The following is a 15,914-nucleotide window of genomic DNA, read 5'->3' as shown; positions in this document are numbered from 1 at the left end:
CCAAAAAATTGTTTTTATTGTAAATTGGGCTTGTCCCAGTATACTCATCACACTTTTGTGATACTGCTAAAAAGTGTGCATTTTATTTAACACAATTTTTAGATAGAATACAACGGAAGCGATTAAACTCACGCTTTTAGGGCTAAAATGTGTTTGGGATGATGTTTATCCTGAACAACCTGTTCTTCATCTATCGGGGCAACCGATCCTTTGGGGAGATGCGAAATTTGGATATTGGAGCCAGTCTCAGAACTGTTCGAAAAATGAAAGGCTTATCCCAGCGTGAGCTGGCTAAGCGTGCTGGTGTGACTAACAGTACGATTTCAATGATCGAAAAAAACAGTGTTAGCCCATCCGTCAGTTCTTTGAAAAAGGTATTGTCGGGTATCCCTATGTCTTTAGTGGATTTTTTCTCGATTGAAGCCTCGATTGAGAGTGAGCAAAAAGTGGTTTATCGCTCCGATGAACTCCTCGATATAGGTACTGGGCCGTTAGAATTTAAGTTGATTGGCCGTGACTTTCCCAATCGTGCCATGTCGGTGATGAGTGAAACCTATCCACCGGGTTCGGATACGGGCGAGGAAATGCTGAAACACGAAGGTGAAGAGGCGGCCATGGTGATCGAAGGTAAATTCGAACTGACCGTTGGCGACGAGGTATATATCTTAGAAGCGGGTGATAGTTACTACTTTAACAGTGAGTTACCCCATAGATTTCGTAACCCTTTCGATGAACCCTGTCGATTGGTGAGTGCAACAACACCTGCTAATTTCTAATCGCATAGCCAGTCACATAGCTAATCGTATAGCGCTGTCCTAGGTTGTCTAGGATGGCGCAATCCTGACATTTCCCCTTATCAACCTCATCTCAAATTGGCTTTGGATTACAAAATATTATTCAAAGTGTAAATAATATTTTTCAAATGAACCTAAATCAGCGCTGTTTATCTTTGCCTGATTTTCATCCTAAACAACCGCTATAAGCCGATTCTGTTACCCTTAGGCAACACAATACCCCCTAATTTCCTGTATTACATCCCAAAATACTGTCTTGCAACTAAACGATCATTAACAAGTGTTTAACCTCTTGCCTGAGGTTAAAATTCGGTGTACTGTGTGAAAAAATGAACATTAAAACTTAACATGTTCATTATGCAGTCATTCAAGGTGAAGGTGAGTTATGTCTGTCGAGTTGCCCCTTATTGGTGTTATTGCGTGTAATCAACAATTGGGATCACATCCCTTTAATATTGTTGGTGAAAAATACCTCTTAGGTGTAGTGAATGGTGCTAAGGGCTGGCCCTTAGTGATCCCCTCATTAGGTGCTGAACAACCTATAGAGGCGATTCTGGCAAGTCTCGATGGCATTCTCTTTACCGGTTCGCCTTCGAATGTTGAACCCCATCTCTATGCGGGTGATCCGAGTGAAGTCGGTACTCACCACGATCCCAAACGCGATGCCACCACCTTACCGCTCATCCGTGCGGCCATTGCGGCGAGTGTGCCTGTGCTTGGGATTTGTCGTGGCTTTCAAGAGATGAACGTGGCGTTTGGTGGCAGTTTGCATCAGAAGTTGCACGAAGTCGGCGGTTTTATTGAACACAGAGAAGATAAAGAGGCCTCGTTAGAGGTGCAATATGGGCCATCCCACAGTATCACTGTGGAGCCTGGGGGGGTCATTTACGAGGCCTGGGGCCGTAACTCGGCAGAGGTAAACTCTGTACATACTCAGGGCGTGGAGCGTCTTGGGATTGGGTTGCGGCCAGAAGCTTATGCTCCAGATGGTCTAGTGGAGGCATTCTCCGTTATAGACGCAAATGAATTTGCCCTAGGTGTGCAATGGCATCCTGAATGGAAGGTGAGTGAGAACCCATTTTTCCTCTCTATATTCAATGCTTTTGGTGATGCGTGCCGTCGTAGGGCTACAACTCGAGTGAAATAAAATGAATAAGCTAATTGCTTTTTTAAAAGAACGAAAAATCACAGAAGTCGAATGTGTTATCAGCGATATGACAGGTATCGCCCGCGGAAAAATTGCCCCAGTGGATAAGTTCCTCGACGAAAAAGGCATGCGTTTACCCGAAAGCGTGTTGCTGCAAACCGTGACCGGTGACTTTGTCGACGATGATATTTATTACAGCTTGCTCGACGATGCGGATATCGATTTTGTCTGTGTTCCCGATGAAAATGCGGTGTTTATGCTGCCTTGGACCATTGAAGCGACGGCGCAAGTGATCCACGATTGCTACGACAGAATGGGCAATCCCATCGAATTATCGCCACGTAACGTGTTGAAGAAAGTGCTTTCGCTATACGAGCAAAAAGGCTGGGAGCCAGTCATTGCACCAGAGATGGAGTTTTATCTCACCAGCCGTAGCGATGACCACGATTTACCCCTTAAGCCACCTATTGGTCGCTCGGGCAGACCAGAAGCAGGGCGTCAGTCTTTCTCGATTGATGCGGCTAACGAATACGATCCGCTTTTCGAAGATATGTATGACTGGTGCGAGCTGCAAGGTTTAGATATCGATACGCTGATCCACGAAGACGGCCCAGCGCAAATGGAGATTAACTTCAGCCACGGTAATCCATTATCTCTTGCCGATCAGGTGTTTGTATTCAAGCGTACCCTGCGTGAGGCGGCATTAAAACACAATGTGTGCGCCACCTTTATGGCTAAACCTGTCACCGATGAGCCAGGCAGTGCCATGCACATTCATCAAAGCGTGATTAATAAGGAAACGGGCAAAAACATCTTCACTAATGAAGACGGAACTCAAAGCCCATTATTCCTAAGCTATATCGCCGGTTTACAAAAGTTTATTCCTGAACTCTTGCCGTTAATGGCGCCTAATGCCAACTCGTTCCGCCGTTTCTTACCGGGCACCTCTGCGCCAGTTAACTTGGAATGGGGTGTTGAGAACAGAACCTGCGGTCTGCGTATTCCTGAGTCTTCACCGCAAAACCGCCGCATTGAAAACCGTATTCCTGGGGCGGATGCAAACTGCTATTTAGCCATAGCTGCGAGCTTACTCTGCGGTTACATCGGTATGGTGGAAGGGTTAAAACCTTCGACACCAGTGCAGGGTAAATCGAACGAAAGCCGTAGCAACAATCCACATTGCCTGCCGTTAACCTTAGAAGAAGCCTTAGCGGCGATGGAAGAGAGCGATGCCTGTAAGGAATATTTAGGTGAAGCCTTTACCACCGGCTTTGTGGCGGTTAAACAGGCCGAGCTTGAAAACTTCCGCCGCGTCGTGAGTTCGTGGGAGCGGGAGTTCCTGTTACTCAGTGTGTAATTTGCACTGTTTTTGTTCAAAACTGTCACGGCCTTAACGGATTTAGGGTCAAGATAGCGGGAATATTTGAACAATCAGCAAAAATGCTCTGCACTAATTTGGTAAGTTTGCTTAACTTTGGTGCAGAGCGCTTTTAAATTTAAGGAATTGCATACGCGTTACAGTAAGGTCAAGGCAGTTTGAAATCCCATTCAATGGTGTCAGAGTAGTGATGATTTCATTCCTTGGTAACGTGTGCATAAATTTGATTGAAATAAGCGTTTTATAACTTACTGTTAGTTAAGCTTAAAAAGAGTTTTTCCTGAGATGGTTTCAGCGGTTTTTCTAGGGGCTTGAGGCATTTGTCTTAATGTTGCAAGATGTAGGGCGTACAAATATCTAGTCTGTTTTATTGCTTGTTAATGCAAGTGTGTAAATCGACAAATTTGGCATGAAATCTGATACTCCCATCAATTGCAGCCACCTAGAGATGAAGGCATTATGGTGCTGTAGAGACTGCCGATGCGGTTTTTAAGGTGTAGCATTGGTCGAGAATAACAACAATAACCGAGCAGATGGTCGGTGACACAATTTCAGAATTGTTAAAGGCAATTCTGCTACCCGAGAAAGGAGAAAGCATGAAGCTATTTAATAAGATGACGACTTTGGCTTTAGTAACCGCGGGCGCCCTCGCAAGCGTTGCTGCCCAAGCTGAAGAAGTAGTGCGCGTATATAACTGGTCTGATTATATCGCGGAAGATACCTTAGAAAACTTCAAGAAAGAAACGGGCATTCGGGTGATTTACGATGTGTTTGATAGTAACGAAGTGCTGGAAGCCAAGTTACTGTCTGGCCGCAGTGGTTACGACATCGTGGTTCCATCTAACCATTTCCTCGCTAAACAAATTAAGGCTGGCGCATTCAAGCCGCTAGACCGCTCTAAACTCAGCAACTTTAAAAACCTCAATGCCGATCTGATGAAACAGTTAGAGAAAGCTGATCCAGGTAACCAATATGCCGTACCTTACCTCTGGGGTACCAATGGTATCGGTTACAACATCGATAAAGTGAAAGCCGCAGTGGGTGAAGATGCGCCATTTGATTCTATGGAGCTGATCTTTAACCCAAAATATGCTGAAAAAATCTCTAAGTGTGGCTTTGCTATGCTGGATTCGGCCGATGATATGGTGCCACAGGCGATGATCTACTTAGGTCTTGACCCAAATAGCACGAAAGCCGAAGACTATGAAAAAGCAGGTGAGTTACTCGAAAAAATTCGCCCTTACGTGACTTATTTCCACTCATCACGCTATATCTCAGATCTTGCTAACGGCGATATCTGTGTGGCATTCGGCTTCTCGGGTGACGTATTCCAAGCTGCTGCCCGCGCCGATGAAGCGGGTAACGGCAACAAGATTGGTTACTCGATTCCAAAAGAAGGCGCGAATTTGTGGTTCGATATGTTAGCTATCCCTGCGGATGCGGCTAACGTTGAAAATGCTCACAAACTTATCAACTACTTACTTCGCCCAGAAGTGATTGCGCCTATCTCTAACTATGTGGCTTATGCTAACCCTAACGACCCAGCACAGCCTTTAGTTGATGAAGCGATTCGCAATGACCCTGCGATTTATCCACCAAAAGAAGTGTTGGAGAAATTGTATATTGGCGAAATCCGTCCATTGAAAATCCAACGCGTATTAACCCGCGTCTGGACCAAAGTGAAGTCTGGCCAATAATCGAGATGGGGCAAGCACTGCTTGCCCCTTTTAATCGCACAGACATTGGCTTGCTCCTTGAGCATTCGGCCTACAGATTTTATCTCTATTCATTAATTCATTGTGTAAATCTCAAGTATTGAACGCCTTGTCGCAGCAATACTCGGGTGGAGAAGTACTATGGCAAGCACCTCGGGCGTCACCAACAAACCCACTACAAAGACGCAAGAAAAAGTCCTGCTTAAGATTGAGCGGGTCAGTAAATTGTTCGACGATGTACGCGCGGTTGACGACGTATCATTGACGATTAATAAAGGTGAGATTTTTGCTTTACTTGGGGGCTCTGGCTCGGGTAAGTCGACCTTATTGCGTATGCTCGCGGGGTTCGAAAGACCCACCTCTGGGCGGATTTTTCTCGACGGTGAAGATATTACCGATTTGCCACCCTACGAACGTCCCATCAATATGATGTTCCAGTCTTATGCGCTCTTTCCCCATATGACGGTCGCGCAAAATATCGCCTTCGGTTTAAAGCAAGATAAGTTACCCAAAGCGGAAATTGAGCAAAGGGTGCAAGAAATGCTCAAGCTGGTGCATATGGAACAATATGGCAAACGTAAGCCGCATCAGCTCTCCGGTGGTCAGCGTCAGCGGGTGGCGTTAGCCCGCTCCCTCGCGAAACGTCCTAAGTTATTGCTGCTCGACGAGCCGATGGGGGCACTGGATAAAAAGCTGCGCACTCAAATGCAGTTAGAAGTGGTAGAAATTCTTGAGCGTGTTGGCGTGACTTGCGTGATGGTGACCCATGATCAGGAAGAAGCCATGACCATGGCGGGCCGAATTTCGATTATGAGCGACGGTTGGATTGCCCAAACTGGCTCACCCATGGACATTTACGAGAGTCCAAACAGCCGCATGATTGCCGAATTTATCGGTTCAGTGAATCTCTTTGGCGGCGAGATTGAAGTGGACGAAGTCGACCACCTCATCATTAAACCCAATGACTTAGCACAGCCTTTCTATGTGGGTTACGGGGTAACGACCAGTGCCGAAGAAAAGCATGTGTGGTTAGCGGTACGTCCCGAAAAAACCATTATCAGTCGTGAGCAACCCGAAGGTGAGTACAACTGGGCCAAGGGTATTGTGCATGACATCGCCTACTTAGGTGGCATCTCTGTGTACTACATTCGCCTCGAAAACGGTCAAATAGTGCAATGCAGTATGACTAACCGTGAACGCCGTGCCGACCATGCGACATGGGATGATGAAGTGTTCATCAGCTGGGAGGACACCAGTGGCGTGGTGTTAAGATCATGAAGATGAAGTCAAAACTAAAATGGCTTAAGGGACGTTTCTGGACGATTAGCTTCCCCTACGCTTGGCTGTTGTTGTTCTTCGCCTTGCCCTTTGCCATTGTCCTTAAGATCAGTTTTTCGACGGCGGCGATTTCTATTCCGCCCTACGAGGCGACCTTCCAATATGCGGATGATGTATTAAACATCCTCCTGCATTTAGGTAACTACTTGATGTTGCTAGATGATTCGCTGTATTACACCGCGTATCTCAGTTCATTAAAAATGGCGCTCATTTCGACCATTGGCTGTTTAATTATTGGTTATCCCATGGCCTATGCCATTGCCCGTGCGCCAGCAAGGTTGCAAACCGTGCTGCTGCTATTGGTGATGCTACCTTCTTGGACCTCGTTCTTAATCCGCGTTTATGCTTGGATGGGGATCTTAAGTAACACGGGGATTATCAATAACACATTGATGTGGTTAGGAGTTATTTCTGAGCCATTGCAAATCTTAAACACTAATATCGCCGTCTATATCGGGATTATCTACGCCTATTTGCCCTTTATGATTTTGCCGCTGTACGCGACCTTAGTGAAGTTAGATATGAGCTTGATTGAGGCCGCATCTGACTTAGGGTCGAGCCGTTTAAATACCTTCTGGAAAATCACTTTCCCGTTATCGAAGAGCGGGGTGATTGCAGGTTCTATGCTGGTGTTTATTCCTGCGGTAGGGGAGTTTGTGATCCCTGAGCTGCTCGGCGGCCCAGATTCTCTGATGATAGGTAAAGTGCTGTGGCAGGAATTCTTCAATAACCGTGACTGGCCAGTGGCCTCATCACTGGCGATTGTGATGCTGGCACTCTTGATTATTCCTATTACCTTATTCCATCGCTATCAGGCGCGTAGTTTGGAGAAAGACCTATGAAAAAGCTGAGTTTTTCTTCGGTGATGCTGTGGTTCGGCTTGTTCTTCTTGTACGCACCTATGCTGATCCTAGTGATTTATTCGTTTAACGAATCTAAGTTAGTGACAGTGTGGGGCGGGTTTTCACCTAAATGGTATGGCGAGTTATTTGCCGATCAGCAAATTCTCGATGCGGTGTGGACCAGCCTTCGGATTGCGTTTTACAGCTCAACCATGGCGGTGATTATCGGCACTATGGCCGCCTTTGTGATGACGCGGTTTAAGCGCTCTTGGGCCAAGCTCACCCTGTCGAACATGATCACTGCGCCCTTGGTTATGCCTGAGGTGATCACGGGTCTGTCACTGCTGTTGCTATTTGTACATATGGCGGATCTCTTAGGTTGGCCGAAAGAGCGTGGCATGGTGACTGTTTGGATTGCCCACTCGACCTTCTGTGCGGCCTATGTGGCTGTGGTGGTGTCGTCAAGATTGCGTGAGTTAGATATGTCAATCGAAGAGGCGGCAATGGATTTAGGCGCAACGCCGCTTAAGACCTTCTTCCTGATCACTGTGCCTATGATTTCACCGGCATTAGTGGCGGGCTGGTTGTTATCCTTTAGTCTGTCACTCGATGACTTAGTGATCGCAAGTTTTGCCTCAGGACCTGGCGCGACTACCTTACCTATGGTGGTGTTCTCCTCGGTGCGCTTGGGGGTATCGCCTAAGATCAACGCCTTGGCAACACTTATCATTCTATGTGTGTCGTTAATCGCCTTCCTGTCTTGGTATATGGCAAGACGCGCCGAAAAACGTGAGCGTATGCCGCTGAACTAATAAGTGGTGATACAACACAGAGTGAATAAACATTGAGTTATCATTCTCTCGCTAGAAGGATGGCCTTGATTGCCAAGGTCATCCTTCTTTCTCCCTCCAAGTCTTCTTATCTGTACCTCCACTCAATTTCAAATCCGTTTAAGGCAGTAAGGATACTTTGTTTGAAATATCAAACATCGTGTAAATTATTGTGCTTTTATGGCTAGTGTTTCCCGATTTGAAGGTGTAGGATGTGATAGTTGTTTAAAATAATGAACATAAAAATCAAGGGAACATCATGTCAGCCATACCTCACACTGGATCATATTATGCGGCATCGGCCAACGATAAGGTTGAGCGCGCGCGTTTACAGGAATCGATTGAAGCCGATGTTTGTGTGATTGGCGCGGGGTACACTGGCCTGTCTGCCGCACTGCATTTACTCGAATCGGGTTTTAGTGTGGTAGTGCTCGAAGCGGCGCGGATTGGCTGGGGAGCATCGGGGCGTAATGGCGGACAAATCGTTAACAGCTATAGCCGTGACATTGATACCATTGAAAAAACCGTCGGCAAAGAACAAGCCAAGCTTTTCGGACAAATGGCCTTCGAGGGCGGGCGTATCATCCGTGAACGTATCGCTAAGTACAATATTGATTGCGATCTAAAGGATGGCGGCGTATTTGCGGCGATGAACGAAAAGCAAATGGGCCATTTACGCCATCAAAAGCAGTTATGGGAAAGCCATGGCCACGTGGGCAAACTTGAGCTGCTCGATGCAAACAGCATTCGCTCTGTGGTAAATACTGAGCGCTATGTCGGCGGTATGTTGGATAAGAGCGGCGGCCATATTCATCCGCTGAATTTAGCCTTGGGTGAAGCCCGTGCGGTAGAATCCCTCGGCGGAAAAATTTTTGAAGACTCAGCGGTATTGCGGGTCGACGAAGGCGATAGTCCTGTGGTGCACACCGCTAAGGGCAGCGTAAAAGCCAAGTTTGTGGTGGTGGCGGGTAACGCTTACCTCGGTAAGCTCATGCCTGAATTGCAAGCTAAATCAATGCCCTGTGGCACCCAAGTGATCACTACAGAGCCCTTAGACGAAGAGCTGGCAGCAAGCCTGTTACCTCAAGATTATTGCGTCGAAGATTGTAACTATCTGCTCGATTATTTTAGGCTGTCTGGCGATAAGCGCCTGATCTACGGCGGTGGTGTTGTGTATGGTGCCCGCGATCCCGCGGATATCGAATCCCTGATTATTCCGAATATGCTCAAAACCTTCCCACAGTTAAAAGGGGTTAAGGTTGATTATGCCTGGACGGGTAACTTTTTATTGACCTTATCGCGTTTACCACAGGTCGGCCGTATTGGTAAAAATATCTATTATTCACAGGGTTGTAGTGGCCATGGCGTCACTTATACCCACTTGGCAGGCAAGTTAATTGCCGAAATGCTCAATGGTCAAGCCACGCGTTTCGATGCTTTTGCGGCGCTGCCCCATTATCCCTTCCCTGGCGGTCACGCCTTACGTGTGCCTTTTAGTGCGCTGGGGGCATGGTATTACAGTCTAAGAGATAAATTAGGTATCTAATTTATTTAATTTTTATACGAGGTAAGGCATTACCTCGCAGCGAGAGGAATTTCCTGTGTTGTTAAAAGACCCGAGTCTGCTGCGTCAGCAATGTTATATCAATGGTCAGTGGTGCGATGCGCAGTCAAAAGAAACTGTCGCTATCGCCAATCCCGCGACGGGCGCGGTTATCGCCAGTGTCCCTGTGATGGGACAAGCCGAAACTCAAGCGGCTATTGCGGCAGCCGAAGCGGCATTGCCCGCATGGCGAGCACTTACCGCAAAAGAGCGTGGTGCCAAGCTGCGTCGTTGGTTTGAATTACTCAATGAAAACAGTGATGACTTAGCGTTAATGATGACCACTGAGCAGGGCAAGCCTATTGCTGAAGCTAAGGGTGAAGTCACCTACGCCGCCTCCTTTATCGAATGGTTCGCCGAAGAAGCGAAACGCGTCTATGGCGATACGATTCCTGGACATCAGGGCGATAAACGCATCATGGTGATTAAGCAGCCCGTGGGCGTGACTGCGGCCATTACCCCCTGGAATTTCCCTGCGGCGATGATCACCCGCAAAGCTGCGCCAGCACTGGCAGCGGGTTGTACTATGGTGGTGAAACCTGCGCCGCAAACGCCTTTTACTGCATTAGCCTTGGCCGTGCTTGCCGAGCGCGCCGGGATCCCCGCAGGGGTGTTCAGCGTGATCACTGGCGATGCTATCGGCATTGGTAATGAGATGTGCAGCAACCCAGTCGTGCGTAAGTTGTCTTTCACCGGCTCGACCCAGGTGGGCATTAAGTTAATGGAGCAATGTGCGCCGACACTGAAGAAATTATCTTTAGAATTAGGTGGTAACGCGCCATTTATCGTATTCGATGATGCCAATATCGATGCGGCGGTTGAAGGCGCCATGATCGCTAAGTATCGCAATGCGGGGCAAACCTGTGTCTGCGCTAACCGCATTTATGTTCAGGCTGGCGTGTATGACGAATTTGCCCGCAAGCTCAGCATTGCCGTGGGCAAATTAAAGGTGGGCGAGGGCATTGGCGAGGGCGTAACTACGGGACCGCTTATCAATCGCGCGGCGGTCGAAAAAGTCCAGAGCCATCTTGAGGATGCGCTCAGTAAAGGGGCGACTGTGGTTGCGGGCGGTAAGCCCCATAGCTTAGGCGGCAACTTCTTCGAGCCAACGGTACTGACGCATGTCGATAGCAGTATGCGTGTCGCCCGTGAAGAAACCTTTGGCCCACTGGCGCCGCTGTTTAAGTTTACCGATGTGGACGATGTGATTAAGCAAGCCAATGATACCGAGTTTGGCTTGGCGGCTTATTTTTATGGCCGTGATATTTCACTCGTGTGGAAAGTGGCCGAGGCATTGGAATACGGCATGGTGGGCGTCAACACTGGCTTGATTTCCACCGAAGTCGCGCCGTTTGGCGGAATGAAATCCTCAGGGCTCGGTCGAGAAGGTTCTAAGTACGGCATCGAAGAATATTTAGAAATCAAATATATCTGCATGTCTGTTTAAGCATCAGTTTGGGATAGACCGCCAGTGGTAGCCCTTTGGGCATAGGCATTGTTATCGACATTTGTGTATAGCCAAGTTAGGCACGCGAGCAAGGAATACTAAATGAGCACAACCAATGATTCATTGATGGCACGTCGCCAAGCCGCAGTAGCAGGCGGTGTTGGTCAAATTCATCCTGTTTTTACTGCTCGCGCCGAAAACGCGACCGTGTGGGATGTTGAAGGTCGAGAGTTTATCGACTTTGCGGGGGGTATTGCGGTGCTTAACACTGGGCATTTACATCCTAAGGTGAAGGCGGCCGTTGCGGCGCAGCTTGAGGACTTCTCCCACACCTGTTTTATGGTGCTTGGCTACGAAAGTTATATTCAAGTCTGTGAAAAACTGAATCAGTTAGTGCCAGGGGATTTTGCTAAGAAGACGGCCTTATTCACCAGCGGCTCAGAAGCGGTTGAAAACGCGGTTAAAGTTGCTCGTGCATACACTAAGCGAGCGGGCGTGATTGCCTTTACCTCGGGTTACCATGGTCGCACTATGGCGGCGCTGGCATTAACGGGAAAGGTCGCGCCTTACAGCAAAGGCATGGGGCTCATGTCGGCCAATGTGTTCCGCGCCGAGTTCCCCTGTGTACTGCACGGCGTATCAGATGATGATGCGATGGCCTCTATCGAACGCATCTTTAAAAATGATGCTGAGCCGAGCGATATCGCGGCCATCATCCTCGAGCCTGTGCAGGGCGAGGGTGGGTTTTATGCCGCATCGCCAGACTTTATGCAACGTTTACGTGCGCTTTGCGACCGCGAAGGCATTATGCTGATCGCCGATGAAGTGCAAACGGGTGCGGGTCGCACAGGAACCTTCTTTGCTATGGAGCAAATGGGCGTGAGCGCCGATATCACCACCTTTGCGAAATCTATTGCCGGTGGCTTCCCCCTTTCAGGTATTACGGGTAAAGCTGAAGTCATGGATGCCATCGGTCCCGGTGGCCTTGGTGGCACCTACGGCGGTAATCCGCTGGCCTGTGCGGCAGCGCTCGCCGTACTCGAAGTGTTTGAAGAGGAAAAGCTGCTTGAACGTGCCAATGCAATTGGCGAGCGGATTAAGTCGGCGCTGAATACTATGCAGGTTGAACATCCGCAAATTGCCGATGTGCGTGGTCTAGGGGCGATGATTGCCATTGAGTTGATGGAAGAGGGCAAACCCGCGCCTCAGTATTGTGCCCAAATCTTAGCTGAGGCAAGAGATAGAGGACTGATACTTCTTTCCTGTGGCACCTACGGTAACGTGCTGCGTATATTGGTGCCATTAACAGTGCCAGACGAGCAGCTCGCTGCGGGGTTGGGCATTCTTAAGTCCTGCTTCGATGCCGTGTTAAAAGGTTAACAGATATAAAAAAATCCCGCTTAGGCGGGATTTTTTATGGCGTGGTTTAACGCTTAAGAGCCTTTTATCTCCATTAGGATTTGCAGCGCTCGCTCACGTTTGTCCTGAGCATACAAATCGTTGGTAAAGATAAACTCATCGACACCTAACTCCTTCACTATCATCTCTAAGCGGTGTTTGATGCTGGTGGGGCTACCGGTGACGGATAAGCCTAAGAAGTTATCGACATAGGTTTTTTCCTGCTCGCTCCACAGGCCATCCATGCTGTCTACGGGCGGTTTTAACCAAAGCGGTTCACCACGGATCAGCGCAAGCACCCGTTGCTTGGAGGTGGTGCTTAAGTATTCTGCTTCGGCGTCTGTCTCGGCGGCGATAAGTGGCAGGCCAAGCATGACATAGGGCTTATCCAACACCTTAGATGGCTTAAAGTCGCGGCGGTAAATCTCTATCGCATCGTAGAGGAATCTGGGCGCAAAATGCCCTGCAAAGACATAGGGTAAGCCGCGCTGCGCCGCAAGCTGGGCGCTAAACAGGCTAGAGCCGAGTAGCCAAATCGGCACATGGGTGCCTTCGCCGGGAATCGCTCTTACGGGATGACGGCCATTGTAGTCGCCGAGCAAGGTCTGTAACTCGCTCACCTCGGCGGGAAATTGCTCCGCGCGGCTCATATCGCGGTTAAGGGCTCGGCTGGTGATTTGATCGCTGCCCGGTGCGCGGCCAAGTCCTAAATCGATACGCCCAGGATAAAGACTCTCGAGTGTACCAAACTGCTCGGCAACCACTAAGGGCGCATGGTTGGGCAGCATAATCCCACCCGCGCCGACGCGAATGTGTTTAGTATTTTCAGCAATATAACCAATTAATACCGATGTCGCGGCGCTGGCGATACCGGGCATATTGTGATGCTCGGCAAACCAGAATCGATTAAAACCTAAGTCATCGGCCACCTTAGCGTATTGTAGGCTGTCGCGTAGCGTGTCTCCGATACTGGCGCCATGGCGAACCGGGGCAAGCTCTAACAGTGAAAAGGGAATATCCGCTAGGGGAGATTTAGTCACTGCCTGCGATGGGGTGGCAGATGTTGAAGTCGATGATGTAGCCATAAATGAAGCGCCTCTTTGCGTGAGTCAGCTCTGTGGCAACGGCTTTATTTGTCTCCCACGGATGAATAATGTGGTGGGCGCTAAAGCGATTGCTCTGTCAGTGCTGATGGAGTCTTACCCTAGGATATGGTGACGTATCAATGATAAACAAGCTCAAGGCTTGAACTTAACACTGCACTGAAATTGGAACCGAACATCTTAGTTTTGCAAACAGGGGTGAAAGCCTTATCCCAAGCCGATGCATGAAAAATAAGCACAGCAAGTTCAGATTGTTTGGTGCTGAGCTGTAACCTAAAGGTATAAAAAAACTGCCGCAAGCGGGGCTTGTCGGCAGTTTTTAGCGCTCACAAATAGCGAATGTGAGTGGGAGGATTATTGCTCGGCTTTCACATCACGTAGTGAGGCCGCCGCGTTATCTTCAATACTGTTATGGGCGTGATGACTTTCGGTCAAACGTCGCATCAGTGGTAATACGGCTAAGGCGATAAAAGTACAAACCACGGCCGCAATACCTAATTTATTGAATAGATTGGTATAGACTGGCAGTGTCTGCAGCGGATCGACTAAGTCCTGTGGCACGCTGGCAAAGTTCGCTACAACGCCGCCCAAGTACTGGGAAATGCCCGATGCCACGAAATAGGCGCCCATCATAAAGCCGCCCATGCGAGCGGGGACATAGCGGGCGATCATGGCTAAACCAAGACCACTCACCAGCAGTTCGCCGAGTGAGTAAGAAGCATAACCCCAAATCATCACCCAAGAAGAGGTCTTACCCTCAACGGCAAATTGGCCTGCAAAACCGTAGATAAAGAAGCCTATCGCGACAACCGCAAAACCTAAGGCGAACTTAGCGGCAATCGAAAAGTCCTTATTGTTGCGACCTGCCCAAGAATAACTCCAAGCCAGAACAGGGCTTAACACCATGATCCAGATTGGGTTCAGTGCTTGGAACTGTGCCGGAGACCAAGTCCACAAATGGGTACCAAAGACTTGGAAATCCCAATCGACGTTACGCAGCGCAAACAGGGCCAGTGAGGTCGACATTTGTTGATAGAAGATAAAGAAGAAGACGGTCTGCACTGTGAGGATTAGCGCCGCGATAAGGCCTGCACGCTCACTTGGCTCACTGGTACGAATTAAGTGGAAGAAAATCCCCAATACCGCCACACCCGCGGCATACACGAATACTCTGGCAACATCTTCATATTCAAGAATAATGGCTGAAGCCACAACCGAAAGCGCTGCTAAGACTAAGACGATAGCCAAGTTCTTCTTGTTGACTGGGCGAGTATCAGGCTCTGAACCATAGTTGGCGAGGCTCTTGTGCATCAGGGCATAGTTACCTAAGCCGACAATTAAGCCCACACAGCACACCGCAAAGGCGGCATGCCAGCCAAATTCGTTACCGTATTGCGCGTTAACATAGTCCTTAATCCAAGGCGTTAACAGCATAGAGAAGGTTGAACCTACGTTTACCGCCATGTAGTAGATGGTAAAGGCGCTGTCGATTTTAGAATCGTCACCTTCGTAAATCTTACGGACTAAGTTACCGGCATTGGGTTTAAATAGGCCGTTACCGACCACAATCACCCCAAGGGCGGAGAACATAAACCAAGTGTTTTCGGTCGGCACAGTCATCAATGCATAACCTACCGACAAAATCCCCGCACCGAGCAGCATAGTGCGTTTGGTGCCGAGAATTTTATCCCCAACCCAACCGCCGATGGCTGGCGACACGTAAATCAGCGCCGCACAGGCACTCCAAACTAAGTTTGCACGGGAGTCATCAAAGCCAAGACGCTGCACCATAAAGTACACGATCAGCGCCTGCATGCCGTAATAACCAAAACGTTCCCACAATTCGATAAGCGACACTGTCATAAACGAATGTGTCTTGCTTACCTGATTGGTACCAAGAGTCATAAAGCTTGCTTCCGTTATTGTTGTTTTGTGTTAGAGGCCAAGAGTATAAGGCGATAGTCTGCGCAAACCAATGCCACAACGCCGCAGAATAGACTTTGTTACAAATGAAATGGGCATTTTTAATCTGGAATTAATTTTTGTAAAAAAATGTCGACCAGATAACCGAGGCTGATTGTGAGTTTTGTCTTATCACCACATGGCATTTCGCGATAAATATCAAACTTTCAGCGATGGAGATAAAAGTGAAGATTGACGCCAAATGAGTCAGTGAAAAGTTTTACTTACGCTTAACAATTCACTATCTTAAAGGCTGGTAATCTCGTGACTGAGTGCTATTTTTTAAACTGAGAAGCAAAAATAAAAATGAACTAGATCAAAATAATTAGGCTCTTGACCTTCTATCTTTTGGAGTTT

General features: G+C 48.3%; 12 protein-coding genes. 10 read left to right on the top strand and 2 right to left on the bottom strand.

The features are described from left to right. The first annotated feature begins 227 nt into the window (after nt 1-227). The 10 genes from K0H60_RS15520 (at nt 228) to gabT (ending at nt 12,474) form a co-directional block, all read left to right on the top strand. On the top strand, nt 228-776 hold the full coding sequence (locus tag K0H60_RS15520) for a cupin domain-containing protein (RefSeq protein WP_039977919.1): 549 nt from the start codon (nt 228-230) through the stop codon (nt 774-776). Between the two features lie 403 nt (nt 777-1,179). Next, nucleotides 1,180-1,941: a gamma-glutamyl-gamma-aminobutyrate hydrolase family protein gene (locus K0H60_RS15515; RefSeq protein ID WP_220056274.1), complete on the top strand. Its 762-nt coding sequence runs from the start codon at nt 1,180-1,182 to the stop codon at nt 1,939-1,941. 1 nt (nt 1,942) lies between these two features. Beyond that, nucleotides 1,943-3,298: a glutamine synthetase family protein gene (locus K0H60_RS15510; protein WP_011623668.1), complete on the top strand. Its 1,356-nt coding sequence runs from the start codon at nt 1,943-1,945 to the stop codon at nt 3,296-3,298. Nucleotides 3,299-3,915: 617 nt separating this feature from the next. Beyond that, nucleotides 3,916-5,016 carry a polyamine ABC transporter substrate-binding protein gene (locus K0H60_RS15505; protein ID WP_088210452.1) on the top strand — a complete coding sequence of 367 codons (1,101 nt, stop codon included), beginning with the start codon at nt 3,916-3,918 and terminating at the stop codon, nt 5,014-5,016. Between the two features lie 159 nt (nt 5,017-5,175). Continuing rightward, nucleotides 5,176-6,312: a polyamine ABC transporter ATP-binding protein gene (gene potA, locus K0H60_RS15500; RefSeq protein WP_011623666.1), complete on the top strand. Its 1,137-nt coding sequence runs from the start codon at nt 5,176-5,178 to the stop codon at nt 6,310-6,312. After that, nucleotides 6,309-7,214, top strand: a complete 906-nt coding sequence (locus K0H60_RS15495) for an ABC transporter permease subunit (RefSeq protein WP_220056273.1) — start codon at nt 6,309-6,311, stop codon at nt 7,212-7,214. Before potA ends, K0H60_RS15495 begins: the two co-directional genes overlap by 4 nt. Further along, complete coding sequence (locus K0H60_RS15490) at nt 7,211-8,026, top strand: ABC transporter permease subunit (RefSeq protein WP_011623664.1); 816 nt, start codon at nt 7,211-7,213, stop codon at nt 8,024-8,026. Before K0H60_RS15495 ends, K0H60_RS15490 begins: the two co-directional genes overlap by 4 nt. Nucleotides 8,027-8,303: 277 nt before the next feature. Beyond that, complete coding sequence (locus K0H60_RS15485; protein WP_011717931.1) at nt 8,304-9,590, top strand: NAD(P)/FAD-dependent oxidoreductase; 1,287 nt, start codon at nt 8,304-8,306, stop codon at nt 9,588-9,590. Between the two features lie 55 nt (nt 9,591-9,645). Beyond that, nucleotides 9,646-11,094, top strand: coding sequence for an NADP-dependent succinate-semialdehyde dehydrogenase (gabD, locus tag K0H60_RS15480; protein ID WP_220056272.1), 1,449 nt, complete (start codon nt 9,646-9,648; stop codon nt 11,092-11,094). A gap of 102 nt (nt 11,095-11,196) precedes the next feature. Then, the gene (gene gabT / locus K0H60_RS15475; RefSeq protein ID WP_220056271.1) at nt 11,197-12,474 is read left to right on the top strand and encodes a 4-aminobutyrate--2-oxoglutarate transaminase; all 1,278 of its coding nucleotides are present in this window, start codon (nt 11,197-11,199) and stop codon (nt 12,472-12,474) included. Nucleotides 12,475-12,527: 53 nt separating this feature from the next. On the opposite strand, the gene K0H60_RS15470 is transcribed toward gabT, so the two are convergent. Continuing rightward, the gene (locus tag K0H60_RS15470) at nt 12,528-13,577 is read right to left on the bottom strand and encodes an LLM class flavin-dependent oxidoreductase (protein WP_220056270.1); all 1,050 of its coding nucleotides are present in this window, start codon (nt 13,575-13,577) and stop codon (nt 12,528-12,530) included. A 372-nt stretch (nt 13,578-13,949) separates the two neighbouring features. Further along, on the bottom strand, nt 13,950-15,500 hold the full coding sequence (locus K0H60_RS15465) for a peptide MFS transporter (protein ID WP_011717927.1): 1,551 nt from the start codon (nt 15,498-15,500) through the stop codon (nt 13,950-13,952). Nucleotides 15,501-15,914: the final 414 nt, after the last annotated feature.

The sequence above is a fragment of the Shewanella mangrovisoli genome (assembly GCF_019457635.1).
Taxonomy (GTDB): Bacteria; Pseudomonadota; Gammaproteobacteria; order Enterobacterales; family Shewanellaceae; genus Shewanella; species Shewanella mangrovisoli.
Note: the sequence above shows the minus strand (reverse complement) of the source record. Positions and strands in the feature narration are given on the sequence as shown.